The following is a 25,585-nucleotide window of genomic DNA, read 5'->3' on the forward strand; positions in this document are numbered from 1 at the left end:
GATGATGCGGATGCTCGAGTCGAACAGAATAGGACGATCATGATCGAAATCAGCCGCGACGACGCCGTGGTGACAGTGGAACTCCAGCGCGAGGAACGACGTAACGCACTGACCACCCAATTGTGTGTGGAGATCCGCGAGGCCGTCGAAAAGGCTGTGGAGGACGACGCGCGAGTGGTCGTGATCACCGGACGCGGTACGTCCTTCTGTGCGGGAGCGGATCTGTCCGGCGACGTGTACGCCGAGGGATTCACCGACAGCCTCGCGGAATTGCTCCGCACGATCGTGGAAGCCCCCCTCCCGGTGGTCGCCGCGGTCAACGGTCCGGCGATCGGTGCGGGCACGCAACTGGCACTCGCGTCGGATCTGCGCGTAGTGGCACCCGGCGCGCGGTTCGCGGTACCCGCGGCGAAACTGGGGATCTCGGTGGACCGATGGACGGTGCGACGGCTCGCGTCGCTCGTCGGTGGCGGACGAGCCCGCACCGTGATGCTCGCGTGCGAGGCGATCGAGACCGACGACGCACTCGCCTATGGTCTGGCGAACAAGATCGGCGACCTGGCCGCCGCTCAGGCATGGGCACACGAGATCGCGAAGCTCGCGCCGCTGTCGATACACGCACACAAGCTGTTCCTCAACGACGACGGCACCCGCCGCGACCCCACCGCCGAACAACAGGCGGCAGCTGCCGCGGCGTGGCTCAGTGAGGACGCGCAGGAAGCGCGCAAAGCGCGAGCCGAACGACGCGACCCGATCTTCCAGGGTCGATGAACCTCGGGCGGGTGGCGTCGTCCGCCGCCGCGGGCGTCGGGCTCGCCTGGCTTGCCCGCGCCGCACGCGGGCTGCCCACATCGATCGGTGCTTCGGTGTCCGACATCCGCCCGTATGCGGCCGGATCGCCGCAGTACTGGGACGACCGGTTCCACAACACCGAGTCCTCTTCTGCCCTCGATCCCGAAGCCGGTGGCGGGTTCGTCAAGGACCTTCTCGCCCGCGGTTCCCGCGGAAGACCGTCGGGGGCCGTCCCGATCGCCCCGTACGTCGCGCCCGTGTCCTCGGGGCCGCTCGCCGTGACGTGGTTCGGGCATTCGAGCGCGCTGATCGAGATCGACGGATACCGAGTGCTGGCCGATCCGGTGTGGAGCGACAGGGTGTCGCCCTCGGCGACGGTCGGGCCGATGCGCTTGCATCGTGTACCGGTCGAACTGTCGGTGCTGCCGCCGATCGACGCCGTCGTCATCTCGCACGACCACTACGACCACCTCGACCGCGTCACGGTCGAAGCGCTCGCTGCGTCGCAGCCCCGGACCAGATTCCTGGTGCCCGTCGGGGTGGGCGCGCATCTGCGGAAGTGGCAGGTGCCCCAGGAGCGGATCGTCGAACTCGACTGGGACGAGCACACTGAGATCGGTGGGCTCAGGGTGACGTGCACCGAGGCCCGCCACTTTTCGGGTCGGGGTCTGCAACGCAACACCACACTGTGGTCGTCGTGGGTGCTCGCCGGGCCCACGCATTCGGTGTTCTTCGGTGGCGACAGCGGGTACACCCGGCGATTTGCCGATCTCGGAGAGAAGTACGGCCCGTTCGACCTGACGCTGCTCCCCGTCGGGGCGTACGACCCGCGGTGGCCCGACATCCACATGAATCCGGAAGAGGCGGTGCGCACCCACCTGGATCTCGGCGGCACCGAGCGCCGCGACAGCCTCCTCGTCCCGGTGCACTGGGGCACGTTCAACCTCGCGTTCCACGCCTGGTCGGAGCCGATCGCCCGCCTGTTGCCTGCGGCGGAGACCGACGGGGTAGCGACCGTGGTGCCGATGCCCGGGCAGCGGGTAGATGTGTCGCGGCCTCGGACGGACGATCCGTGGTGGACAGCATTGGGATGACGCGAAGTGCGGTGCTGCCGACCGGCCGCGCCTTCCTGGAATAACCTGTTCTCCATGGCAGCTGACGAGCCGACCGCGACGGTCGGGTCGGGCGAGACGGTCGTGACCGAGTCCGCGCACGTCCTGAACGGACTGACCGCCGATGAGGTCGCCGAACGGGTCGCTCGAGGTGAGACGAACGACGTCCCGGACAGGGCCTCACGGTCCGTCAAGGACATCGTGCGCGCGAACGTGTTCACGCGCATCAACGCGATCCTCGGTGTGCTCTTCCTGATCGTGTTGTTCACCGGTTCGATCATCGACGGTATGTTCGGGCTGCTGATCATCGCGAACAGCGGGATCGGCATCATCCAGGAGGTGCGCGCCAAGCGCACCCTCGACAAGCTTGCGATCGTCGGCCAGGCCAAACCTGTGGTACGCCGGGGTGGCACGTCCGCAGAGTTGTCGCCGCGCGAAGTGGTCCTCGACGACATCATCGAACTCGGCCCCGGCGATCAACTCGTGGTCGACGGCATCGTCGTCGACGGATCAGCGCTCGAACTCGACGAATCGCTGCTCACCGGGGAAGCCGACCCGATCGACAAGACACCGGGCTCGACGGTGATGTCCGGCAGCTTCGTGGCGTCCGGCAGCGGTGCATACCGGGCGACGAAAGTGGGCAGCGACGCCTACGCCGCACGACTCGCCGACGAGGCCAGCAAGTTCACGCTGGTCCATTCCGAACTCAACGCCGGGATCAACAAGATCCTGAAGTTCATCACCTACCTGATGATCCCCGCGGGCCTGCTCATCATCTACAACCAGTTGTTCTCGAGCGGCGAGGCGCTCGGACCGGCGTTGAGCGGCATGGTGGCAGCGCTCGTGCCGATGGTGCCCGAAGGGCTCGTGCTGATGACGTCGATCGCGTTCGCGGTGGGTGTCATCCGGCTCGGGCGTCGCCAGTGCCTGGTGCAGGAACTGCCCGCGATCGAAGGCCTCGCCCGCGTCGATGTCGTGTGCGCAGACAAGACGGGCACGCTCACCGAGAACGGGATGCGGCTGGCGGACATCGTTGCCGCGGGCGGCACGGATCTCGATGCCGTGCGTGCGGCGTTGGCAGCGATTGCCGCCGACGACCCGCGACCGAACGCGAGCGTACTCGCGATCGCCGAGGCATTTCCGGAGGATCCGGGGTGGGGCGAATCGACCGCGGTCGCGCCCTTCTCGTCGGCCAAGAAGTGGAGTGGGCAATCCTACGGCGACCGTGGCAATTGGCTGCTCGGTGCCCCCGACGTGTTGCTCGATCCCGCATCGGATTTCGCGCGGCAGGCCGAGCGGATCGGAGCGAAGGGTCTCCGGGTGCTGCTGCTCGCCTCCAGCGACCGTCCCGTCGACGCCCCGGAGGCTCCCGGAGAGGTGACACCGCAGGCGTTGGTGGTGCTCGAGCAACGGATCCGGCCCGACGCGCAGGACACCCTCGAATACTTCGCCGGCCAGAAGGTCGAGGTCAAGGTGATCTCCGGCGACAATGCCGTGTCGGTGGGTGCAGTTGCGTCGTCGCTGGGTCTTCCGGGCGGCGACACCCCCGTCGACGCACGCACTCTGCCCGAAGCCCGGGATTCTCTTGCCGAAACCGTCGGATCTGCAACGACATTCGGACGCGTTCGGCCCGATCAGAAGCGCGCGATGGTCGGGGCTCTGCAGTCGCGGGGCCACACCGTCGCGATGACCGGCGACGGTGTCAACGACGTCCTGGCGCTCAAGGACGCCGACATCGGTGTCGCGATGGGATCGGGTAGCCCGGCGACCCGTTCGGTCGCGCAGATCGTGTTGCTGGACAACAAGTTCGCGACGCTTCCTTATGTGGTGGCGGAGGGGCGTCGTGTCATCGGCAACATCGAACGCGTCTCGAATCTCTTCCTCACCAAGACCGTGTATTCGGTGTTGCTCGCATTCCTCGTCGGAGTGTCGGGAGCGTTGTCGCAGATCTTCGAATTCGAGCCGCTGCCATATCCGTTCCTACCCCGGCACGTGACGATCGCCGCCTGGTTCACCATCGGCATTCCGGCGTTCCTGTTGTCGCTCGCGCCGAACAACGAACGTGCGCGGTCGGGTTTCGTGTCGCGGGTGATGCGATTGGCAATTCCGTCGGGCGTGGTGATCGGTGTGGCCACATTCGTCTGCTACGTGCTCGTCTACGGCGGACCGGATCAGACGGAGCAGCAGAAGATCCAGGCGGGAACATCTGCTCTGATCACCCTGATCATGATTGCGTTGTGGGTTCTCGCGGTGGTAGCGCGGCCGTACCAGTGGTGGAAGATCGTGCTGCTCGCCGGCTCGCTGCTCGGTTACGTGGTGTTGTTCTCGGTGCCGGTCACGCGGGAATTCTTCGCGCTGGACCCGTCGAACATCGCCTATTCGACGATCGCGGTGACCTGCGGCGCGATCGGGGTGGTGCTCGTCGAGGTCGTCTGGTGGGTCTCCGGCCGTCTGCACGGTGAACACCGACGGTTGTTCGCAGCTCCGGACGACCTGCTTCCGGGAGTACACTGACCTTCGTCCGATGCCTGGATTCGTCGGTGTGTGTTTCGTAGGGCCTGTCGGGCGGAAACTCGTGTCGGCGACTCCATCCACATCGAAGGAGGACGGCATGGGTTTGATGGATTCCCTCAAGGGACTGCTCGGCAAGGGCCAGGAGTATGCGGCACGAAACCCCGACAAGGTGGACGGGTACATCGACAAGGCCGGCGACGCGATCGACGGGAAGACCGGCGGTAAGTACTCGCAGCACGTCGACAAGGCGCAGGACGCTGCGAAGAAGCACCTCGGTGGGTCGGGCAGGGAGAGCTCACCCGGGCAGAGCGCACCCGATCAGAGCGGGGAAAACCCGCCGCCGCAGACCCCGCAGTAGCTCTCGTTCACCGGCCCCTCTGCGGTCCGGTTCGGGTTATGGAAAGCTTGATCGTCGCCGTACCCGGACGAAAGGACCAGCAGTGGGCTTCATGGATCAGGCAAAGGGTCTCATCGACAAGGGCAAGGAGTTCGCTGCCGAGCATCCCGACAAGGTGAACGAGGCCATCGACAAGGTCGGTGACCTGGCCGACGACAAGACCGGCGGCAAGTTCGCGGACAAGGTCGACAGCGCCCAGAGTGCCGCGAAGAAGACCCTCGGCACCGCCTGAGGTCTCCGGCCCCACGCATGCCCGAGCACCGCGGCGTGCGTGGGGCGCCGTGCTTCGGGCCCACGAAGCACAGTCTCTGAAGCAGAATCGACCAGGTGAGCGGAACCTGGATCCTCCTCGTGGTCGTCGTGGCGATCGCAGTCACCGGCCTGGCGAACCGCGGGAACCTGCAGGCACCATTGGTGCTGGTCGTGATCGGGGCGCTCGCGTCGTTCATTCCGGGCCTGCCCCAGCTGGAACTCGAGCCGCACGTTCTCCTCGGAGTCGTCCTGCCGCCGCTGCTGTATTCGGCCGCGTTACGATTCTCGGTAGCTACCTTCAAACGCAATCTGTCGCATATTCTCCGGCTCGGTATCGGGACGGTCCTGGTCACCGCGTTCGTCGTGGCCTTCTTCGCGGAGTGGCTCGTTCCGGAGTTCACCTTCGGCGCGGCGCTGGTACTCGGAGCAGTTGTCGCACCCACGGACGCGGTCAGTGCGGTCGCGGTCGGCCGGAAACTCGGGTTGCCGAAGCGGGTCATCGCGATCCTCACCGGAGAAGGCCTGGTCAACGATGCCACCGCTCTGACCCTGTTCACGGTCGCTGTCTCCGCGGTCGTCGGGACCGAGGTGTTCGTCGACTCACCCGTCGTGTTCTTCGGCTACGAGGTAGTCGGTGGCGTCGCGGTCGGGCTCGTCCTCGCCGTGATCGTGCACTGGGTGCGTACCCACATGGATCACCCGCCGCTGGAAACCGTGCTCGGTGTGGTCATTCCGTTCACCGCATATCTCGTGGCCGAGGAGATCCACGCATCCGGAGTGCTCGCGGTCGTCGCCGCGGGCCTGTACATGGGGCATCGAGCGACCGATCTGTCGGTGACCACCAGGCTGCAGGAACGATTCGTCTGGGAAAGTCTCGACATCCTGCTCGAGATGTTCGTGTTCGCCTACATGGGTCTGCAGCTGAAGTTCGTCCTGGACGACGTGACCGACGATGGCTACGACATCGTCACCATCCTGCTGTACGCGTTCGCGGTACTGGTCGTGGTCATGCTCGTCCGTCCGGTGTGGGGCCTGCTGAACTGGGGCCGGCGACGAGCCGCCCGGACGGCCGGCCTGGGCAGGCTCGGCCGCGACCCGCTCAGTTTCCGAGAACACGTCGTGGTGTCGTGGGCCGGAATGCGCGGCGTGGTGACACTCGCCGCTGCGGGGGGTATCCCGTTCGTGCTGGCGTCCGGCGAACCGTTCCCCGGTCGCGAGATCATCCACCTCACCGCGATCGTCGTCGCTGTCGGCACGCTGCTCATCCAGGGCTCGACCATGCCCGCGCTGATCCGTCGCCTCGACGTCACCGATCCGTACGAGCGGTTACGTACCGAGGAGCAGCGTGCGCTGGCGCGGTCGATCAGTTCTGCCGCGGCGCGGAGGCGGTTACGAGTCCTCTCCACGGAGCTTCCTGACGGGGCCGACGCCGACGCAGTGCGGAGAATCCTCGACCGTGTCGAACGGTCGATCCAGGCACGTGTCGATGTCGAGCGCGACGAATCGGAGATCGACATCGAGCACGGTCCCGGTGCGGGGGTGCTGTTCGACAGATTTCGACGCGCGGTGCTGCGGGCCCAGCGCACCGCACTGATCGCCGCGCGTGACGACGGCACACTCGACGACGAAACGCTTCGTACCGAACTCGAAAGCCTCGACATCGAAGAGGCCGCGGCAGAGGAGCGGATCGACCGGCGCGGCCGTGACTGATCCGGCTCGTGTACGTCGACCGCTGTTCACCGCTGCGCGTCGTAGCGTAGGTCTGTGACCGGAACCGTCGTCGTTGTCGTCGCCGTCGTGACACTGTGCGTTGCCGCAGGGATCGCGGCCGTGTGGGTGCGTACCCGTCGCGTCGTCACGACACCCGCCGAGCGTGCTGTCCACGCGACCCTGCACACCGCGTCGCTTGCGGCGCGCCCCCTGCGCGGTGGTCTGGACTCGGCCTCGGCGCAGGAAGCGGCCCCGCATCTGCGGATGCTCCTCGCGGAGGCGCAGGCGGTGGCCCTCTTCGACGCGGACGGCGACCTACTCGCATGGGACGGTCCGTTCGAATCGCTGTCCGAGCAGGTCCGAGATGCTGTGGCACGAGCAATCGACGGCGAGCGGCGCGTCCTGGTGGGACACGGCTCGCTCGCGCGCGGACCGGGCGACATCGCCGCGCGGGCCGTGGTCGCGCAGCCGCTGGTCATCGACGAGGTCGGTGTCGCAGGTGTGCTCGGCGTCGTCACCACCACGGATCCTGGGCCTGCGCTGCTCGGGGCGCTCACCGAGGTGGCCCGCTACGCGTGCAGTCAGCTCGAACTCGCCGAGCTCGACGCGTCGCGTGCCCGACTCGACCGTGCCGAGGTGCGCGCGCTGCGGGCACAGATCAGTCCGCACTTCATCTACAACGCGCTCAATACGGTCGCCTCGTTCGTGCGCACCGACCCCGACCGGGCACGCGAGCTACTGCTCGATTTCGCGGACTTCACCCGCTACTCGTTCCGCGCGACCGGCGAATACACGTTGCTCGCCGACGAACTGCGCAACATCGACCGATATCTGACGCTGGAACGCGCCCGCTTCGGCAACGCACTCGAAGTTCGACTGCAGGTCGCGCCCGAGGTGCTCAACGTCGCTCTGCCGTTTCTTGCGTTGCAGCCCCTCGTGGAGAACGCGGTGCGGCACGGCATCGCCGGAAAGCCCACCCGTGCCGGCGCCATCACGATCGTGGCCGCCGATGAGGGAACCGACTGCATCATCAGCGTCGAGGACGACGGAGTCGGGATGGACCCGGAACTGTTGCGGTCGGGGGTGCTCGACTCGACCGCCGACCGAAGTGAGGGGAGCGGGGTCAAGGAATCCGCCCACGTCGGCCTCTCCAACGTCGACGACCGGCTGCGCGCAGCATTCGGCAACGACTACGGTCTCGTCGTCGACACCGCGCCGGGCGCCGGCACCAAGGTGAGCATGCGGGTACCGAAGTTCCGGGCGGGTATCCGGCCGTGATCGGATTCGTTCGTGGCACGATGAGTCTGCTGTGAACGAGACTCCCGACACCTTGAACGTGCTCGCCGTCGACGACGAACCGCCCGCGCTCGACGAGCTGGCCTATCTTCTGCGTGCCCGCCCGGAGATCGGGCAGGCCCACACCGCAGGTGATGCAACCACCGCGCTGAGGCTACTGCGCGACGGTGGCATCGACGCGGTGTTCCTCGACATCAACATGCCCGGACTCGACGGGCTGGAACTCGCCGGGATCCTCCGGAACTTCGCGACCCCACCGTCGGTGGTTTTCGTGACCGCGCATGACGACCGTGCCGTGTCGGCGTTCGACCTGGGCGCGGTGGACTACGTCCTCAAGCCGTTGCGGGAGGAACGGCTCGCCGAGGCCGTACGCCGGATCGTCGAACGCCGGCGAACGCCCCTGTCCGGCAATGCCGACCCGGAGTCGCGAGACGAGGTGATCCCCGTCGAACTCGGCGGCGTGACCACCCTGGTGTCGCGGTCCTCGGTGCGCTGGGTGGAAGCCGATGGTGACTACGCGCGCCTGCACACCGACACCGCATCGCACCTCGTGCGCATCCCGATCTCGTCGTTGGAGAGCCGCTGGGCGGATGCCGGCTTCCTTCGGGTCCACCGGTCGTACCTGGTGTCGCTGCCGTTGGTGACCGGCATCCGCAGTGCCGGGACGGGGATGGTCGTGTGCCTGAAGCCTGTCGGCAGTGAGGCCCCTGTCGAGTTGCCCGTCAGCCGCCGTCATACCCGTGAACTCAAAGACCGTTTGATCAGAGGCCCGATGCAGTCGTGGACGTCGCGGTGAGTGGCCCCTCCGCTCGCCCCGCAACCGGGCCGCACCGCGAACGCGTCGTGCTCGCGAAGAGGCGCGGTGCACGCATGGTGCGTACCCGTGTCGAGGTGCAGCAGCAGACCGAGGTCGGCGACGCGATGGTCCGCGGCCTGGTGCGCGCGCAACTCGGACTCGCCTTGCGGATCGCAGTGGTCCCGGTGTGCCTACTGGGTGCGATCCCCGTGGTGCTCGCACTGTTTCCGGCACTGGCCGACCTCACCCTGTGGAATGTGCGGGTGCCGTGGATCCTGTTGGGGTTCGTCTCCTATCTCCTGCTCCTGGGCTGCGCCTGGCTGTATGTGCGCTTGGCTGAACGCAACGAGCAGGATTTCACCGACCTGACCGACGATTGATGTCCCCGCCCATGAACAGTCATCGCTCATGAACGGCTCACGCCTATGAACGGTTCGGTTCCTGTCCTCACGGTGGTCGGTATCGTTGCCGCCGCGTTCGCGACGGTCGCGATCGGTGTGTACGGGGTGCGGATCTCGCGCACCACCTCGGATTTCCTCGTCGCATCCCGCAGCGTCGGTCCTCGCTGGAATGCCGCGGCGATCTCGGGTGAATACCTATCCGCCGCATCGTTCCTCGGTGTCGCGGGTCTCGTCGCCAAGTACGGTACCGACGCACTGTGGTATCCGGTGGGGTTCACGGCCGGCTACCTCGGCCTGCTGTTGTTCGTCGCCGCGCCGCTGCGCCGTTCGGGTGCGTACACCGTCCCTGATTTCGCCGAGTTCCGGCTCGGTGAGCCCTGGCTGCGGTCGCTGTCGATGGTCATCGTCGCGATCATCTGTGTGCTTTACCTGGTACCGCAGTTCCAAGGCGCCGGACTGACACTGAACATCCTGCTCGGACTGCCCAGCTGGGTCGGCGCGGCCGTGGTCGGAGTCATTGTGATCGCCAACGTGGTGGGCGGCGGCATGCGATCGATCACGTTCGTGCAGGCCTTCCAGTACTGGCTCAAACTCACCGCGGTCGCGGTGCCCGCACTGTTTCTGACGATCTACTTCGTGAACGACCATCGCGGGGTCGACGAACCGGCACCCCCAACCGTCACCGAGACGACCACGGTCGACATCACCGTCGATGTCGTCGTGCAGGTCGCGGAGCAGATCCCGGTCACGGTGACGGGCGAGGTCGATTCCCAGCCGGTAGCGGGCAGGATCGTACTGACCCCCGGCGAACACGAACTCAGCGCGGGCACCGAACTGGTGCTCGACGCCGGATCGTCCGTGCCGGTGGTGGCCGGGGCGCCCTCCGGCAACGACGCCTGGGGGTCACCCGGCGCGGGAATCGGTGCGGGCAGCGAACACCACCTGTTCCAGGTGTATTCGCTGATGATCGCCACATTCCTGGGGACGATGGGCCTGCCGCACGTCCTGGTGCGGTTCTACACGAACCCCGACGGACGGACGGCGCGTATGACGTCGTTCGCCGTGATCGGGCTGCTCGGGTTGTTCTATCTGTTCCCCACGATCCTCGGAGTGTTTGCGCGCCTGTACGTGCCGCAGCTGCTCATCACGGGCCGCTCGGACGCCGCCGTGTTGTTGCTACCCAACTCCGTGCTCTCGGGGTGGGTGGGGCAGTTGCTCGCCGCGCTCGTCGCGTCGGGTGCGATCGCGGCGTTCCTGTCGACGTCGTCCGGTCTGCTCGTCAGTGTTGCGGGTGTCCTGTCGACCGACGTGCTGCGTGGACGGGTCCGGGACTTCAGAATCGCAGCGGTCCTGGCGGGGATCGTTCCGTTGCTCCTGGCAGTGTCGGTGGTCTCGCTGGATCTGTCCAGATCAGTGGGGCAGGTGTTCGCGATCGCCGCGTCGACGCTGTGCCCGCTGCTCGTACTGGGAATCTGGTGGCGTGGGCTCACCCCTGTCGGGGCAGCCGCAGGCATGGTCGTGGGTGGTTCTGTCGCAGGGGGCGCTGCGTTGCTTGCCGTCATGGTGCAGTTCGACCCGTCGACAGCCGGTGGATGGCCGGCCGTGCTGTCTTCGTATCCAGCAGCGGTGAGCGTGCCGCTGGCCTTCCTCGTCATGATCGGGGTGAGCCTCGCGACGAAGAAGAGCTTGCCCGCAGACGTCGGTCGCACGTTCTCCAGAATGCACGTGCCCGAGCGTCTCGGCATGGGCCGAGATCGAGAGCTCGGTGCCTTCGGCGAGCGACAGCTCGGTACCTTCGGCGAGCGCCGTTCGTCGCGATGAGTCGACCGTTCGGCGCACTGCACGACAGCTCGGCGTGCAGCCGGTGCGCAGCCCTTTCTGTGTGATGACGGTCTCACTAGCGTCTGTGTGCACTACACCTCACACGGACGACCAAGGAGTCGGCAGTGACCACAGCACCACTTCACGAGAGTGACGTACCGAAGCGGCGAGAACCCACGCCGCAGGAATTCGTCGACATGCAGTCGAGTCCGGAGTTCCAGGAGTTACGTACCCGTCTGCGCCGGTTCGTGTTCCCGGTGACGGTGTTCTTCCTGGCCTGGTACGCCCTGTACGTTCTGCTCGCCACCTACGCGTCGGACTTCATGGCGACCAAGGTGATCGGCAATATCAATCTCGGCCTGATCCTCGGGCTCGGGCAGTTCGTCACCACGTTCGTCATCACCGCCGTGTATGTGAAGTTCGCCGGTCGTGAACTCGATCCGCGTTCGGCAGCGATCCGCGAAGAACTGGAAGGACCGCAGCAGTGAACGTACTCGCTCAGGGCCATACCGATGTCGGTAACCCGCTGCTCAACATTGCCATCTTCGTGGCGTTCGTCGTTGTCACGATGGGCCTGGTCATCAAGGCCAGCCGCACCACCAAGAAGGCATCGGACTTCTACACCGGCGGTGGCCAGTTCTCCGGACCCCAGAACGGCTTCGCGATCGCAGGCGACTACCTGTCGGCCGCATCGTTCCTCGGCATCGCCGGTGCCATCGCCGTCTACGGTTACGACGGATTCCTGTACTCCATCGGCTTCCTCGTCGCGTGGCTTGTCGCGCTGCTGCTCGTCGCCGAACTGCTCCGCAACACCGGACGATTCACGATGGCCGACGTCCTGAGCTTCCGGCTCAAGCAGCGGCCTGTGCGAATGGCTGCGGCCCTGTCGACGCTCGCGGTGTCGCTGTTCTACCTGCTCGCCCAGATGGCTGGTGCCGGCGGCCTCGTCGCACTGCTGCTCGACATTCAGGACAAGGCCGGGCAGGCGATCGTCGTCGCCGTCGTCGGTGTGCTCATGATCGTGTACGTCCTCGTCGGCGGCATGAAGGGCACCACGTACGTGCAGATGGTCAAGGCCGTGCTGCTGGTCGCGGGTGCCGGCCTGATGTTCGTTCTCGTTCTGTTCGCCGTGCGCGGCAACTTCTCCCAGCTGCTCGCCGACGCACAATCGATGGCGTCCGGATCCACGAACGAAGCGGTGGCAAACCGCGATGTCCTCGCGCCCGGAGCGAAGTACGGCATCAGCGGCATGACCCGAATCGACTTCATCTCCCTGGGCATCGCTCTGGTGCTCGGCACCGCCGGCCTCCCACACGTGCTGATGCGCTTCTACACGGTTCCGACTGCCAAGGAAGCGCGGCGTTCGGTCACGTGGGCAATCTCCCTCATCGGTGCCTTCTACCTGTTCACTCTGGTGCTCGGCTACGGCGCCGCGAAGATGGTCGGCCCGGATGTCATCCTCGGCGCGCCCGGCGGGGAGAACGCAGCTGCTCCGCTGCTCGCCTTCGAACTCGGCGGCACGCTCTTCCTCGCGGTGATCTCCGCGGTCGCGTTCGCCACGATCCTCGCAGTCGTCGCAGGTCTGGCGATCACGGCATCGGCCTCGTTCGCGCACGACATCTACGCAAGCGTCCTCAAGCACGGCAAGGCCACCGAAGACGAGCAGGTTCGGGTCTCACGGATCACCGTCGTCGTCATCGGCTTGGTGTCGATCGTCCTCGGAATCCTCGCCATGGGCCAGAACATCGCCTTCCTGGTGGCGCTCGCGTTCGCTGTCGCTGCCTCGGCAAACTTGCCGACGCTGCTGTACTCGCTGTTCTGGAAGAAGTTCAACACCACCGGTGCGCTGTTCAGCATCTACGGCGGCCTGATCAGCTGCCTGCTGCTGATCGTGTTCTCCCCGGCAGTGTCGGGTAGCCCGTCCTCGATGTTCCCGAACGCCGACTTCTCCTGGTTCCCGCTGTCCAACCCGGGTATCGTGTCCATCCCGCTCGCCTTCGCCCTCGGCATCGTCGGCACCTACATCGGCCGCAACAAGCCGGAGGATCCGTACAAGCAGGCGGAGATGGAGGTCCGCTCGCTCACCGGAGTCGGTGTCGAGAAAGCCGTGTCGCACTGAGGCTCCCGTATCCGAGCCCGCCCATATCCGAGCGAATGGCACACTCGTCTCCTTCACGGGATCGGGTGTGCCATTCGCTCGAACGTGGGGGAGCGATAGCGCACGGTTGGCACAATGAGACGATGCCGACCCGCACGATCGGGGACCGTCCCATCACCTTGACGAACCTCGACAAGGTGCTCTATCCCCGCACAGGCACCGTGAAAGGCGCGGTGATCGACTACTACGTCGCCGTTGCCGAGGTCATGCTTCCGCACGTCGTGGGTCGTCCCGGCACGCGTAAGCGTTGGCCCAACGGTGTCGACGAACCGGCCTTCTTCGAGAAGAACCTCGCGCCGCATGCGCCGTCGTGGCTCGATCGTCGCACGGTGCACCACAGGCAACGTTCGGTCACCTACCCGGTGTTCGACTCGGTGGCGGGTCTGGCGTGGCTCGGACAGCAGGCGTCGCTGGAACTGCACGTGCCGCAGTGGCGGTTCGACGGATCGGCCCCCGGACCCGCGACCCGGCTCGTGTTCGACCTCGATCCCGGGCCGGGGGCGGGGCTCGCGCACTGCGCGGAAGTCGCGCGGTACGTACGAGACATGGTGGCCGAACTCGGCTGGGGCACCTATCCCGTCACGAGCGGCAGCAAGGGCCTGCACCTCTACGTCCCGCTGGACAGGCAGCTGGCCCCCGGTGGTGCGTCGACCGTCGCGCGACAGGTCGCGACGAATCTCGCAACGCTGCACCCGGATATCGTCACAGCGACCATGGCGAAGGCGGCGCGCGGTGGCAAGGTGTTCGTCGACTGGAGCCAGAACAACGCGGCCAAGACGACTGTCGCACCGTATTCACTGCGAGGCCGCGACGAACCGTGGGTGGCAGCGCCGCGGAGCTGGGACGAACTCGACGACCCGAATCTGCGACACCTCACCTTCGACGAGGTGCTGGACCGGATCACCGACCACGGTGATCTCCTCGCAGGCCTGGATCCCCCCTTCGGCGGCGCTCGGCTCGACAACATCGACAACACAGCGGACGACGCGCTCACCGACTACCGACGTAAACGCAACGCTGCGCGCACCCCCGAACCGATGCCGTCCCGGGCCACCGCGACCCGCGGTGACGACAGGTTCGTCATCCAGGAACACCACGCGAGACGCCTGCACTACGACCTCCGGCTCGAGCGCGGCGGCGTGCTCGCGTCGTGGGCAGTGCCGAAGAACCTGCCGGAGGACACCGGCCGCAACCATCTGGCGGTCCGCACCGAAGACCACCCACTCGACTATCTCGACTTCCACGGCACCATCCCGTCCGGCGAATACGGCGCAGGATCGATGACGGTGTGGGACACCGGCACGTACGACACCGAGAAGTGGCGCGACGACGAGGTGATCGTGCGGCTGCACGGGGCCCGGATCGAGGGCCGCTACGCACTGATTCGGACGGAGAAGGACCAGTGGCTCGCCCACCGGATGAAGCAGCAGTCGGGTTCGAGGCGGCGTCAGGGGTTTCCGGCCGATCTGCGCCCGATGCTGGCGACCGCGGGGGACGTCGAGAAGCTCGATGGTTCGACGTGGGCGTTCGAAGGCAAGTGGGACGGCTATCGCGCGGTCGTCGAGGTGCACGACGGCGCGGTTCGGTTGCGCGCACGCTCGGGTCGGGACGTGACCGGGGAGTTTCCCGCGCTGGGCGAACTCGCGCATGTTCTTGCCGGTCACGAGGCCGTCCTCGACGGGGAGATCGTCGCGGTGGATGCGAAGGGCGTCACGAGCTTCGAAGCGCTGCAGCGCGGAGCGACGCCGGAGTACCGGGTATTCGACCTGCTTTACCTGGACGGTGTGTCATTGGTACGCAAGACGTACGACGATCGTCGCCGCGTCCTGGATGCGCTCGTCACGGCAGCGGGGACAGCGGCAACGGGGGCAGCGGGCAGGCGACTGATCGTCCCGGACCGATTGACCGGGGACGGCACCGATGCTCTCGCCGCGAGCCTGGAGAACGGGTGGGAGGGTGTGGTCGCGAAGCGCCGGGACTCGGTGTATCTGCCAGGCAAGCGGGGTGCGACGTGGGTGAAAGCGAAGAACTGGCGCACCCAGTCGGTGGTCATCGGGGGCTACCGCCGGGGCCAGGGGAACCGTGCGGGGACGTTCGGGTCGCTGCTGCTCGGCCTTCCCGGTGACGACGGGCTGATCTACGCGGGGAGGGTCGGCACGGGTTTCGACGACCGGGAGCTCGCGATGTTGACGTCGTCGCTGCGGGCGCGAGAGCGGGACACCAGCCCGTTCACGGACGAGCTGCCGGTGGCCGATCGGCGTGATGCCGTCTGGGTGGAGCCCGAGCTGGTGGGGGAGGTGCGGTTCGGGTCGTGGACCGAAGGAGGCCGACTTCGCCACCCGAGCTGGCGCGGTCTGCGTGACGATCTGGACTTCCACGACGTGCACCGGGAATAGCACTCGCACTGCACGGCGTCGGTCCGAGCTGTTAGGTTTCTTCGAAACATACAGGTCGGGGCATATCGGGGAGGAATTGCGTGGCCGAATGCTCCGTCGTATCCGTGCGCACCATCGGGCTTGTGGAAGACCATGAATCCGTCGCGCTCGGGCTTGCCGCGATGCTCGCCGACGAGCCAGACCTCGAGCTCGTCTGCACCGCACCCACTGTTGCCGGATTGCTCGCGCAGCGAGACGATTTCGACCTCGCGGTGCTCGATCTGCGCCTTGCGGACGGATCGTCGCCGAAGAGCAACGTCGAACAGTTGCGGGCGGCGGGCTTCGAGACGCTGGTGTTCACCGGCGCCGAGAATCCCTTCTGTTGCGACGCGCTGCGTGCCCCGGCCCTCCAGTCGCAGCACGTCATAGACGCGGCTGCCGCAGCGCGTCGTCGCGGGGTCGACGTGGTGATGCTCGACGACCACGGTATGGATTCGGCGTCGGTACCGCTGCAGGACGCCATCCGAGACGCGGTCTCGGCCGAACTCGATGCCGCCGCAGACGGGTCGGTCACCGTTCGGGTGCTGCCGCCCGGACGTCGAGCGCTCGTCTCGATCCTCATCAGGGCCGACGAGGTCAGGCGCGTCGAGCTCGGCCGGTCCGATCCGTAATCTGTTCGACCATGACAGTCCTGAAATCCCTCGTCCTGTTCGCCGTTGCCGCGTTGTTCGAAATCGGTGGGGCGTGGCTGGTCTGGCAGGGCGTGCGCGAGCACCGCGGGTGGATATGGATGGGCCTCGGCGTGGTCGCTCTCGGGGCGTACGGATTCGTCGCAACGTTGCAACCGGACGCCAATTTCGGTCGCATCCTCGCCGCATACGGGGGAGTGTTCGTCGCCGGATCGCTGCTGTGGGGGGTCGTGATGGACGGATTCCGTCCCGATCGCTGGGACATCGCCGGTGCCCTGGTATGTCTCGTCGGCGTCGCCGTGATCATGTACGCACCGCGATGACCGGGTGTCGAAGGGTGGGGGGTCACCCACCTCAGGGGGTCTTCTGAGTGGCGATCATCGTCCCGACACTGGGCTCATGACAACAACAACGAACTCGGGCCCTCTCACCCGCATCACTGCTTCCCGGTTGCTCGTCACCGGATACGGTGTCGGTGCCTATCTCGTCTTCCTCGCGGTGTTCCTGTATGCGATGGGCTGGGTCGAACGATTGGTGGTGCCCCGCAACATCGACGAGGGCCCGCGTGCGTCGGCCGGAATCGCCATCGCACTCGACCTGATGCTGCTCTCGCTGTTCGCGTTGCAGCATTCGGTGATGGCCCGGCCGTGGTTCAAGCAACGCTGGACCCGGATCGTGCCGGAACCCGCTGAAAGATCCACCTATGTCCTACTCGCTTCGGCCGCGCTGGCGCTGGTGATGTGGCAGTGGCGTCCACTCCCGCACCTGATCTGGGACATCGCGAGCAGTCCGCTTCGGGTTGTGTTCTACGCGGTGTCGCTCGGTGGATTCGCTCTCGTGCTCGTATCGACCTTCGCCCTCAACCACTTCGATCTGTTCGGATTGCGGCAGGTCGTTCGTCACCAGCGCGGAAAGCCGCCCGCTGTGAACGCCTTCCGGATACCGCTGTTGTATCGGTCGGTGCGGCACCCGCTCTATCTGGGCTTCCTCATCGCATTCTGGGTCGTGCCGACGATGTCCGTCGGGCATCTGCTGTTCGCGGCAGTGACCACCGCGTACATCCTCGTCGCGATCAGGTTCGAAGAGCGCGATCTGATCGCGACGTTCGGCGAGCGATATCGTTCGTACCGGACCCGCGTGCCGATGATCGTGCCGTGGAAGGGGCTCAGCCGACGGTGATCCCACCGGTGGCGGGCGTCGAATTGCACAGCGGACCGCTGGCGAGGCTCACCGATCCGAACACGGTGGTCAGTACCTCGCCCGGTCCGGTGTCCACCGTCGCAGACAGATTCGGGTAGTCCCCGGTGAGGTCGACGATGCCGTTGCGCCCGTTGTCCCGGTTGAGCCACGCGACCGTCACCTGTCCGGCGGCCGGTATGGGCCACAACGCTTGTGTGGTCGCGAACTGGACGTGGCCTGCGGCGATCCCGTGTTCTTCGTCGGGACCGGGGTGGGCTGCAACCGACGTGAGCGACGCAAGACTGCCTTGATTGAGGCAGCCGATGGTGATCGCCGTCCCCAACGGTTGTGTCGGAGCAGCTGTGGCGACACCGGCGAACAGAACAGCGGCTGCGACGGGTGCTGCGAATGTGAGTGCTCGACGGGTGAATCGCACTGCAGACATGCTGCGGGCTCCTCGGGTGGGGGAAAGTCGTATCCGGGTGCCGACCACAACGTGTCCTCGTGGCGCGTCCCGCGACCGATCGACTGTCGTGATTCTATCGATGCGTCGATCATCAAGGGGCGGTTTCGCGCTCGACAGTGCGATGGCAGTCGTACGTCTGGGCCGGCAATCGGTTAGCCTGCCCTAATGAAGTGGGAGAATTTTGTTGCCACCCTGGTCGCGCGTGAGAAGGTTGCCGCACACCTGCTGCGTGCTCGCTTCGAGATCGGGGAGGGGACAGGGCCCGGCTACCGCCCGGTCGCTGCCGCCGACGAGGCGGTGGCGTTCTACCTCTCGCGCGACGCGGAAGAACTGCACGCGCGACCCAGCGAGAATCCTCATGCGCTGGGGGGTTGGGAGATCGTCGACGAGGAGCGCAGCGCAGGCCACCGCAACTACACGGTGCGTTCGTATGACGCGGAATCCCGCGAGATGGTGGTCGATTTCGCGGAGCACGAGCACGGCCCCGCGATCGAGTGGCTTCGCGCGGTAGAACCCGGCTGGCGTGTACTGATGGCCGGCCCGCGCTCGTGGCACGCGCCTCCGGCGGCAGCAACTCGTCACATCCTCGCCGGAGATCTCGCTGCGTTGCCCGCGATGGCCCGGGTCTTGGAGCAGACACCTCCTTCGGTGCAGGTGACCGTGGTCGCTGAGGTGCTCGATCGCAGCGAGCTCGAGTATCTGCCCGCACGGGAGAACACCGAGATCATCGAACTCATCGGTAGCGGAAACGGGGTGTCCCGTACCCGGTTGTCGGATGCGCTCGCCGGGCTCACCCTGCCCGCCGACGGATACTGCTGGTTTGCGGGCGAGGCCGCCGATATCCGCGCTGCCAAGAAGCATCTGCGTTCACTCGGCTGGTCGCGTGACCAGTACGACATCGTCGGCTATTGGCGTGAGGACGCCGAGAGGTGGACGGCGAAGTTCGAGGAGCAGGGCGACGACCTGCGCGCGGTGTATGCGGACGCGCTCGCAGCGGGGAAGTCGGTCGACGAGGCCATGGATGTGTACGAAGAGGCGTTGGAGAAGGCGGGTCTGTAGCACTCGGCACCGCTGGGCCGGCTTCGCGCTGATCGGATTCCCGCGCGTTCGGCAGCTTCTCGCGTCGGCAATTGTCGACGCGAGAAGCAAATTTCGTCGCGGGAGTGGCGACGCATGAAACGAGTGTGTGTGCCCCCGGCAGGATTCGAACCTGCGACACCCGCTTTAGGAGAGCGGTGCTCTATCCCCTGAGCTACGAGGGCGCGCGCCGATTCGGTGGACCGAATCGCGGTGCGATGTGAGTGTAGCTGTCGCCTCTGTATGGCGACGAAGAGAGCGGCGAATCCGCCCCTTTTAACCGACCGACTGGTTTGATTCCCGCAGTGTGAGATCAAGAAGAGGTAACACTGGACCGGGCGTATACCGTTTTGTTACCTTGAATCGCCAGGAACGACCGGGGTGTTACACGCCGGCCGAAATCGGGACTACGAACGGGACAGCAACTGTGGCACGGCACCAGCGGACACGCGAAGATGCATCGGCATTCGAGACCGGGGCATTCGAGACCGGCCTGAGGGTCGGATCGACTCAGCGTGGGCGTCATCGCATCGAGCCGACGGGTCCGTCGGCCCCGGCCAAGGCCGCGACCGTCGCGTGCGCAACCGGAGCCTTCATGGCCATCGGCGCACAGTTCACCGCAGGCACCGCGGCTGCTCATCCCGGCCATGATCACGGCCCGGTCCAGTCGGCTCCCGAGCCTGCGCCGCAGCTTCCGTTCGAGCTGCCCGCGGGCATCGAGCTTCCCGCGATCCCCGGCATCACCACTCCCGCCGAGCAGGGCGCACCGCAATTGCCCGTCGAGGTCCAGGGCCTCGTCGATCAATTCACCGGTGGTGGCAACTGGCTCAACGACCTCAACCCCATCAAGCCGAACACCGTGCAGCCGGTCTCGGGCACGCTGACGTCGGACTGGGGTGCGCGCTGGGGTTCGCACCACGGCGGAATCGACATCGCTGCCCCGATCGGTACCCCGATCCAGTCGGCTTCCGATGGCACCGTTCTCGAAGCGGGCGCGGCATCCGGCTACGGGCAGTGGGTTCGCGTTCTCAACGACGACGGCACCACCGCGGTCTACGGCCACGTCGAGAGCTACCAGGTCTCTGCGGGCCAGCGGGTGAACGCGGGTCAGCAGATTGCCACCGTCGGCAACCGCGGCTGGTCCACCGGGCCGCACCTGCACTTCGAGGTGTGGGACGAGGCCGGCAACAAGACCAATCCGAACACCTGGCTCAGCGACCGCGGCGTCGTCGCCGACTGGAGCAACAACCGCGCAGTCTGACCCACCGCGGTGATACCTTCAGAACACCCGGCCGCACGGCCGGGTGTTCTGCGTTCCCGGGATCTACGGCGTGCGATCACGCGATTCGGTGACGGACAGCGGCTAGGCTTGCGGAAGCATTCGTCGGTACAGCCCGGGGAGAATATGTGGGCACACAGATCTCTGCTCGTTCGTTCACCGGCGCAGATCGTCGACAGTTCCGGCGCAAGGTCGGCGAATGCATGAGCGCTCTCGAGCGTATGCTCCGCGAGGGTGCGTTCGCCGATGCGCATTGCTCGCCCGAGCCGCAGCTCGGCATGGAGATCGAGTTCAACCTCGTCCAGGGCGATATGGCCCCGGCCATGTCCAACCTGGAAGTTCTCCAGGCGATCGACGACCATGCAGTGTTCCAGACCGAACTCGGCCAGTTCAACGTCGAGATGAACGTCGAACCGGGCCCGTTGTCCGGCGAAGCGACCATCGAGATCGAGGAATCCCTTCGCCAATCGCTTCGGCGCGCGGACGAGCGGATGCATCTGTTCGACGCCCAGCTCGTGATGATCGGGATGCTGCCGACACTTGAACTGGACCATCTCGGTCGTGATCGGATCACTGCGAACCCTCGCTACGAGGCACTCAACGAGCAGATATTCGCGGCCCGAGGTGAGGACATCGAACTCGACCTCGATGGTGTACCGCTACCGGGGGTAGGTGAGGTCGAACATCTACGCGCCGACACGAACTCGGTGGTTCCCGAAGCGGCGTGCACGTCGCTGCAACTGCACTTGAGGGTCGCGCCCGAGGACTTCGCGCCGCATTGGAACGCCGCGCAGTGCCTGGCGGGGGTGCAGGTGGCGCTCGCGGCGAACTCCCCGTTCCTGGCAGGTAAGGCGCTGTGGCACGAGAGCCGGATACCCTTGTTCGCCCAGGCCACGGACACACGGCCGCTCGAGTTGAAGAACCAGGGTGTGCGTCCACGGGTGTGGTTCGGGGAACGCTGGATCGAGTCCCCGGTCGATCTGTTCGAGGAGAACTCCCGCTACTTCACCGCGCTGCTCCCGGAGATCACCGACGCCGACCCCGCCGCGGAACTCGATGCGGGCCTGGTTCCGCAGCTGCGTGAACTGCAGATGCACAACGGCACCATCTACCGGTGGAACCGCCCCGTCTACGACATCAGTGATGGTCAGGCGCACTTGCGGATCGAGAACCGCGTCTTGCCTGCCGGACCGACCGTCCTCGACATCATGGCGAACGCAGCGTTCTATTACGGGTTGCTGCGCGCACTCGTCGAGGACGACGACCCGCTCTGGCGGCGGATGACTTTCGATGCGGCCGAGGAGAACCTGATCATCGGTGCCAAATTCGGACTCGAGTCGCGGCTGTACTGGCCGAAACTGGGCTGGGTCGGCGCCGACGAACTCGTCCTGCGGCGGCTGCTTCCTCTCGCAGACCGTGGACTTGAATCATTCGGGCTCTCAGCACACGCTCGCGACCGTTACCTCGGAATCATCGAAGGCCGGTGTGTGAACAGGCAAACGGGAGCGGCGTGGCAACGCGACCATGTCGCGCTGCGTGAAGCGGCCGGCGAAGATCGTCGCACCGCGCTCATCGGGATGTTGCGCGACTACGTTGCGAACATGCTGACCGGAGACCCGGTGCACACCTGGAGCTGAACTGCAGATCAGATCTGCAACGACCGGGTGACGACGACCGTGGGCGCCAGTACCACCCGATCGGCCGGTGGCTCGTAGTCGGGTACGACGCTCAGATCGTCCGAGAGGTCGATGATGCGCAGACCCACCTGGTCGTCGAGAACACTCAGGGTCAGGGTCACCTCGACCCCGTCCGGACCTGCCGCCCAGAATCGGAATCCGAAGTCGTCGGCCGGCTCGGCCCGGTGCCCGTCAACGGTCGCGCCGTGGACGGTGGCGGTTGTGCTGTCGACCCACAAGCCGACGGCATTCGCGCCTCGGGGAGACGACAACCGAAGTCGCAATTCACGTGCGCCGCCCGCCGAAGTGTCGTCGAGTACCTCGATCTCGGGTGGCTGAAGGGGCGCTACGGGCGCCGGACCGTGCGCCATCGGGGCGTCGCGCCACGGGAATTCTGAAGGAAGGGGGCTTGCCGGATCGACGAGTAGTTCCCGGCTCCACTCCGAGCGTGGCGAATCCGGCGAAGCCCACACTGCAGTGCCGAGGTCGCTGTCGAGTGCGTACCACAGGTGCTCCTGCCGTGGATCCGTCGCGCCGTCGCGATTGAGGTAGCCCGCGACGAGTGCAACGACGAGTACGGATGCGAGAGTCGCGGTTCCGGCCATCCGGGTGATCGAGACTCGGCCGGCCCGCGTCGTCGACGACGGGAGTACCGCGTCCCAGAGCACGAGGGTCAGGGAGAACAACACCGCGACGAACATACCCGCGAGCGGGGCCCCGTACATGAGTCCCGCATCGAACGACATCGCCACGGCAGGAACGAGTAGCACTGCCGCGGGGACGGCGCCGACCGCCACCGCGATGACCGCCAGAGGCGGACGGTCCGAGATGAAACGGGCGACCTGCATCCCCACGAGCGCGGGTAGCGCGGGCAGAACCAGTACCGAGGCGATACCGACGAACGGTAGCGCGATCACTGCGGTGAGTGCGATCAGAACGAAGACGCCGACAGCGAAAGAGCCCACGGGTAGGCGAGTGCGGGTCCAGACGTAGGCCGTGACGAGCACTCCCGCCGCCGCGACGACCGCGGCGAGTTGGTAGAGGCCCGGGCGGAAGGGCTCGGACGTGACGGGCGACGCCATCCCGGGAGCGATCCGTGTGGCGATCCAGAACGGAAGCCACGCAGCGCATGCCGCGACAACGACGGTGACGGCTGAGACTCCGGCAGCGGTAGCGACGTTCCAGTAGGTGGCTTCGCCGCGTCGGATCCGCACCACGGCCAGCGACCCGACCGCGACGACGAAGAGCCCTGTCAATGCGATCTCGAGCCAGCGCGGATAGTGGATCAATCCCCACGCTGCGGACGTCACGACCTCTTCACCACCGGAATCGAGCGTGGTGAGGTCGGTCTCGACGAGCTCGCGCGCGACGGCGAGGGAAGTGTCGCCCATCTGTTGCAGCGACTCGTGACTCAGCCGGTCCGGAGTGTCGAGGGGGCTGTGATAGTACGCCGAGCCTCCCGCGATCGCGGTGTCGTATGCATGGAGCCCGGCGGCGGCGAAATGCTTGAAGTCCGTGTCGTTGGGCAGTAGCTCGAACCCGAGTTGGGTGAGTGAATCGGCGCTGGCACCGGGGGCTTGTGCAAGCGCCTCGATCAGGCCGCCGTTGGGGTCCGTGACGCGGAAGGTCACGGGCATCCCTGCGTTGCCCCGTGCCTCGTGATTGAGGACGACAGTCGCACCGAGCGCCGGGGAACGGGTCTGCGTGAACATGTGGGCGCCGAGGAGGCCGTCCTCCTCGCCGTCCGTGAGCAGCACCATGACGTCGTTGCGTGGCGCGGGACCGGCTGTGATCGCGCGAGCGGACTCGAGGACGGTGCCGATGCCGATCCCGTCGTCGCCGGCGCCGGGTGAGCCCCGCACGGTGTCGTAGTGAGCGGCGAGTACGACTGTCCCGGTGGGATCGGTTCCCGGTAGGAGCGCGACGATGTTGTGTACCCGTGCGCCGCGTTGCGCTCCGTCGGGTGGGGAGTACCAGCCCACACCGCTTTTGACGGAGGTCCGCCAGCCGAGTGCCTCCAGTTCCCCGACGAGATACTGCCGTGCCTCGTCGTGCGCAGGTGTGCCCAGGACGCGAGGTGCGCCCGCGACGGCCTCGATGTGGGTGGCCGCGCGTTCGGCGCTGAACACGTCGGCAGGTGCGTCGGCGCCGAGCGGTGGCGAGTTGGTGGGAAGAAGCACCGCCGCGAGTCCGACGACGAGCAGCGCGAGTAGCGCGAGCAGACTCGGCAGCCGGGGTAGAGCCCGGGCATCGTCGGACGCGGTGGTGTCCATGGGAACGAGCGTAGCGGTCGAAACGGGCGACGCCCCGGCGGACAAGCCGGGGCGTCGCCCGTCGGTGGATCACCTGCGCTCAGGCTCCGACAGGTGTGGGTGCCCAGCTGTCGGGGCCGAACACCTCGTAGTGGATGTTCTCGGCAGGAATGTTGCGCTCGATGAGAGCCTCACGCAGCGACAGCATGAACGGGAGCGGCCCGCACAGGTAGGCGTGGGTCTTCGGGTCGAGTGGGAGATCTGTGATGTCGGCCCGTCCGACGCGGATCGTTTCGAGCGGCTGACGTGCGCCGAGGTCCTCGTACCAGCGGTACACGTCGGCCGACGGGATCTTCTCGACGAGGGTCGAGAGTTCGTGCCGGTGCGCGTGGTTGGCGGCGGAGCGGTCTGCGTGGAGCACCGAGATCCTGCGCTGATCACCGCTTTCCGCGAGGTGCGAGAGCATGCCGATCATCGGGGTGCAGCCGATTCCCGCGGAGGCGAGGAACAGAGGCGTGTCCTCGTCAGTGAGGACGAGATCGCCGAACGGGGTGGTCACCTGGAGTTCGTCGCCTTCGAAAAGGTTCTCGAACAGGAAGGTGGACACCTCGCCGGAGGGGATGGCTGTCCCATCCGGAGCGGTGGCGGCGGCCACCCGCTTGACGGTGATACGCCAATCGCCGCGGGACGGGGCATTGGAGAGGCTGTACTGGCGAATCTGACGGGCGCCGTCGGGAAGCTTGACTCCGACCGAAAGGTACTGACCAGGACGGAAAGTCGGTAGTGGGGCGCCATCGAGTGAGGTGAGTACGAACGAGACGGTATCGGCAGACTGGTAGAGGCGCTCGGCGACGCGGACGGTGCGCCACACGTCGCCGACCGCGACGCCCGCGGCCTTGTAGAGGTCTGCCTCCAGAGCGATGAGGGTGTTCGCCATCAGCCAGTACAGTTCGTCCCAGGCCTTCGCTACCTCGGGAGTTACTGCGTCGCCCAGGATTTCGACGATTGCCTCGAAGAGGTGCTTGTGCACGATCCAGTACTCGTCGGGCTTGATGCCGAGCGAGGCGTGCTTGTGGGCGATTCGCGAGAGGATGGCCTCGACGCGGGCAGGATCGGGGTCGAGCTGGAGCGTGGCGAATGCTGCGATCGAACCGGCGAGTGCCTTCTGCTGCTCACCCTGCTTCTGGTTGCCCCGGTTGAACAGGTCGCGCTCGAGCTCGGGGTGCGCCGCGAACATCTTCTTGTAGAAGAGGGGAGTGATATCGCCGATGGCTGCACCGACGGCCGGCAGCGTGGCGGCGATGACTTCCTTGGATTCGGGCGAGAGAGTCATGGTGAACTCC

22 protein-coding genes and 1 tRNA gene are annotated in these 25,585 nt (G+C 66.3%); 19 read left to right on the top strand and 4 right to left on the bottom strand.

Annotated elements, in window-relative coordinates; translation table 11 throughout:
* Positions 1 to 39 precede the first annotated feature (39 nt).
* The 16 genes from ACZI8W_RS00100 to mddA all read left to right on the top strand — a co-directional run bounded on the left by ACZI8W_RS00100 (position 40) and on the right by mddA (position 17,492).
* Positions 40 to 771: an enoyl-CoA hydratase gene (locus tag ACZI8W_RS00100; RefSeq protein ID WP_463366443.1), complete on the top strand. Its 732-nt coding sequence runs from the start codon at positions 40 to 42 to the stop codon at positions 769 to 771.
* Complete coding sequence (locus ACZI8W_RS00105; RefSeq protein ID WP_463366444.1) at positions 768 to 1,886, top strand: MBL fold metallo-hydrolase; 1,119 nt, start codon at positions 768 to 770, stop codon at positions 1,884 to 1,886. Before ACZI8W_RS00100 ends, ACZI8W_RS00105 begins: the two co-directional genes overlap by 4 nt.
* Positions 1,887 to 1,940: 54 nt before the next feature.
* Positions 1,941 to 4,418, top strand: coding sequence for a cation-translocating P-type ATPase (locus ACZI8W_RS00110; RefSeq protein WP_463366445.1), 2,478 nt, complete (start codon positions 1,941 to 1,943; stop codon positions 4,416 to 4,418).
* A 97-nt stretch (positions 4,419 to 4,515) separates the two neighbouring features.
* On the top strand, positions 4,516 to 4,776 hold the full coding sequence (locus ACZI8W_RS00115) for an antitoxin (RefSeq protein WP_463366446.1): 261 nt from the start codon (positions 4,516 to 4,518) through the stop codon (positions 4,774 to 4,776).
* A gap of 91 nt (positions 4,777 to 4,867) precedes the next feature.
* Positions 4,868 to 5,047: an antitoxin gene (locus ACZI8W_RS00120; protein WP_463366447.1), complete on the top strand. Its 180-nt coding sequence runs from the start codon at positions 4,868 to 4,870 to the stop codon at positions 5,045 to 5,047.
* Positions 5,048 to 5,142: 95 nt separating this feature from the next.
* A complete protein-coding gene (locus ACZI8W_RS00125) occupies positions 5,143 to 6,777 on the top strand; it encodes a Na+/H+ antiporter (RefSeq protein ID WP_463366448.1) in 1,635 nt (544 codons plus the stop codon).
* A gap of 54 nt (positions 6,778 to 6,831) precedes the next feature.
* Positions 6,832 to 8,055: a sensor histidine kinase gene (locus ACZI8W_RS00130; RefSeq protein ID WP_463366449.1), complete on the top strand. Its 1,224-nt coding sequence runs from the start codon at positions 6,832 to 6,834 to the stop codon at positions 8,053 to 8,055.
* Positions 8,056 to 8,086: 31 nt separating this feature from the next.
* A complete protein-coding gene (locus ACZI8W_RS00135) occupies positions 8,087 to 8,869 on the top strand; it encodes a LytR/AlgR family response regulator transcription factor (RefSeq protein WP_463366450.1) in 783 nt (260 codons plus the stop codon).
* Positions 8,870 to 8,943: 74 nt separating this feature from the next.
* A complete protein-coding gene (locus ACZI8W_RS00140) occupies positions 8,944 to 9,249 on the top strand; it encodes a hypothetical protein (RefSeq protein WP_463366610.1) in 306 nt (101 codons plus the stop codon).
* A 45-nt stretch (positions 9,250 to 9,294) separates the two neighbouring features.
* A complete protein-coding gene (locus tag ACZI8W_RS00145; protein WP_463366451.1) occupies positions 9,295 to 11,091 on the top strand; it encodes a sodium/solute symporter in 1,797 nt (598 codons plus the stop codon).
* Between the two features lie 125 nt (positions 11,092 to 11,216).
* Entirely contained in the window at positions 11,217 to 11,579 is a 363-nt protein-coding gene (locus tag ACZI8W_RS00150) for a DUF485 domain-containing protein (RefSeq protein ID WP_463366452.1), read from the top strand.
* Positions 11,576 to 13,210, top strand: coding sequence for a solute symporter family protein (locus ACZI8W_RS00155; protein WP_463366453.1), 1,635 nt, complete (start codon positions 11,576 to 11,578; stop codon positions 13,208 to 13,210). The genes ACZI8W_RS00150 and ACZI8W_RS00155 overlap by 4 nt, the downstream gene beginning before the upstream one ends.
* A gap of 122 nt (positions 13,211 to 13,332) precedes the next feature.
* Entirely contained in the window at positions 13,333 to 15,645 is a 2,313-nt protein-coding gene (locus ACZI8W_RS00160) for an ATP-dependent DNA ligase (protein ID WP_463366454.1), read from the top strand.
* A gap of 80 nt (positions 15,646 to 15,725) precedes the next feature.
* Positions 15,726 to 16,295: a helix-turn-helix domain-containing protein gene (locus ACZI8W_RS00165; RefSeq protein WP_463366455.1), complete on the top strand. Its 570-nt coding sequence runs from the start codon at positions 15,726 to 15,728 to the stop codon at positions 16,293 to 16,295.
* An 11-nt stretch (positions 16,296 to 16,306) separates the two neighbouring features.
* Positions 16,307 to 16,636, top strand: a complete 330-nt coding sequence (locus tag ACZI8W_RS00170; protein ID WP_463366456.1) for a YnfA family protein — start codon at positions 16,307 to 16,309, stop codon at positions 16,634 to 16,636.
* A gap of 76 nt (positions 16,637 to 16,712) precedes the next feature.
* Positions 16,713 to 17,492, top strand: a complete 780-nt coding sequence (mddA, locus tag ACZI8W_RS00175) for a methanethiol S-methyltransferase (protein WP_463366457.1) — start codon at positions 16,713 to 16,715, stop codon at positions 17,490 to 17,492.
* Here mddA and ACZI8W_RS00180 read toward each other — a convergent pair.
* Positions 17,479 to 17,937 (bottom strand): hypothetical protein, encoded by a 459-nt coding sequence (locus ACZI8W_RS00180; protein WP_463366458.1) that lies wholly within the window; start codon positions 17,935 to 17,937, stop codon positions 17,479 to 17,481. The genes mddA and ACZI8W_RS00180 overlap by 14 nt on opposite strands.
* Positions 17,938 to 18,123: 186 nt before the next feature.
* Between ACZI8W_RS00180 and ACZI8W_RS00185 the strand changes: the two genes are divergently transcribed.
* The gene (locus ACZI8W_RS00185; RefSeq protein ID WP_463366459.1) at positions 18,124 to 19,017 is read left to right on the top strand and encodes a siderophore-interacting protein; all 894 of its coding nucleotides are present in this window, start codon (positions 18,124 to 18,126) and stop codon (positions 19,015 to 19,017) included.
* Between the two features lie 130 nt (positions 19,018 to 19,147).
* Here the strand turns inward: ACZI8W_RS00185 and ACZI8W_RS00190 are convergent.
* Positions 19,148 to 19,220 (bottom strand) — tRNA-Arg (locus tag ACZI8W_RS00190).
* Positions 19,221 to 19,462: 242 nt separating this feature from the next.
* Here ACZI8W_RS00190 and ACZI8W_RS00195 point away from each other — a divergent pair.
* Both ACZI8W_RS00195 and ACZI8W_RS00200 read left to right on the top strand, forming a co-directional pair.
* Positions 19,463 to 20,296: a M23 family metallopeptidase gene (locus tag ACZI8W_RS00195; protein ID WP_463366460.1), complete on the top strand. Its 834-nt coding sequence runs from the start codon at positions 19,463 to 19,465 to the stop codon at positions 20,294 to 20,296.
* A gap of 221 nt (positions 20,297 to 20,517) precedes the next feature.
* Positions 20,518 to 21,951, top strand: coding sequence for a glutamate-cysteine ligase family protein (locus tag ACZI8W_RS00200; protein WP_463366461.1), 1,434 nt, complete (start codon positions 20,518 to 20,520; stop codon positions 21,949 to 21,951).
* 8 nt (positions 21,952 to 21,959) lie between these two features.
* Here ACZI8W_RS00200 and ACZI8W_RS00205 read toward each other — a convergent pair whose 3' ends face one another.
* Together ACZI8W_RS00205 and ACZI8W_RS00210 are read right to left on the bottom strand one after the other, a co-directional pair.
* A complete protein-coding gene (locus ACZI8W_RS00205; protein WP_463366462.1) occupies positions 21,960 to 24,263 on the bottom strand; it encodes a M28 family peptidase in 2,304 nt (767 codons plus the stop codon).
* Between the two features lie 79 nt (positions 24,264 to 24,342).
* The gene (locus tag ACZI8W_RS00210; protein ID WP_463366463.1) at positions 24,343 to 25,575 is read right to left on the bottom strand and encodes a globin domain-containing protein; all 1,233 of its coding nucleotides are present in this window, start codon (positions 25,573 to 25,575) and stop codon (positions 24,343 to 24,345) included.
* Between the last annotated feature and the right edge of the window lie 10 nt (positions 25,576 to 25,585).

The sequence above is a fragment of the Rhodococcus ruitaii genome (assembly GCF_055230935.1).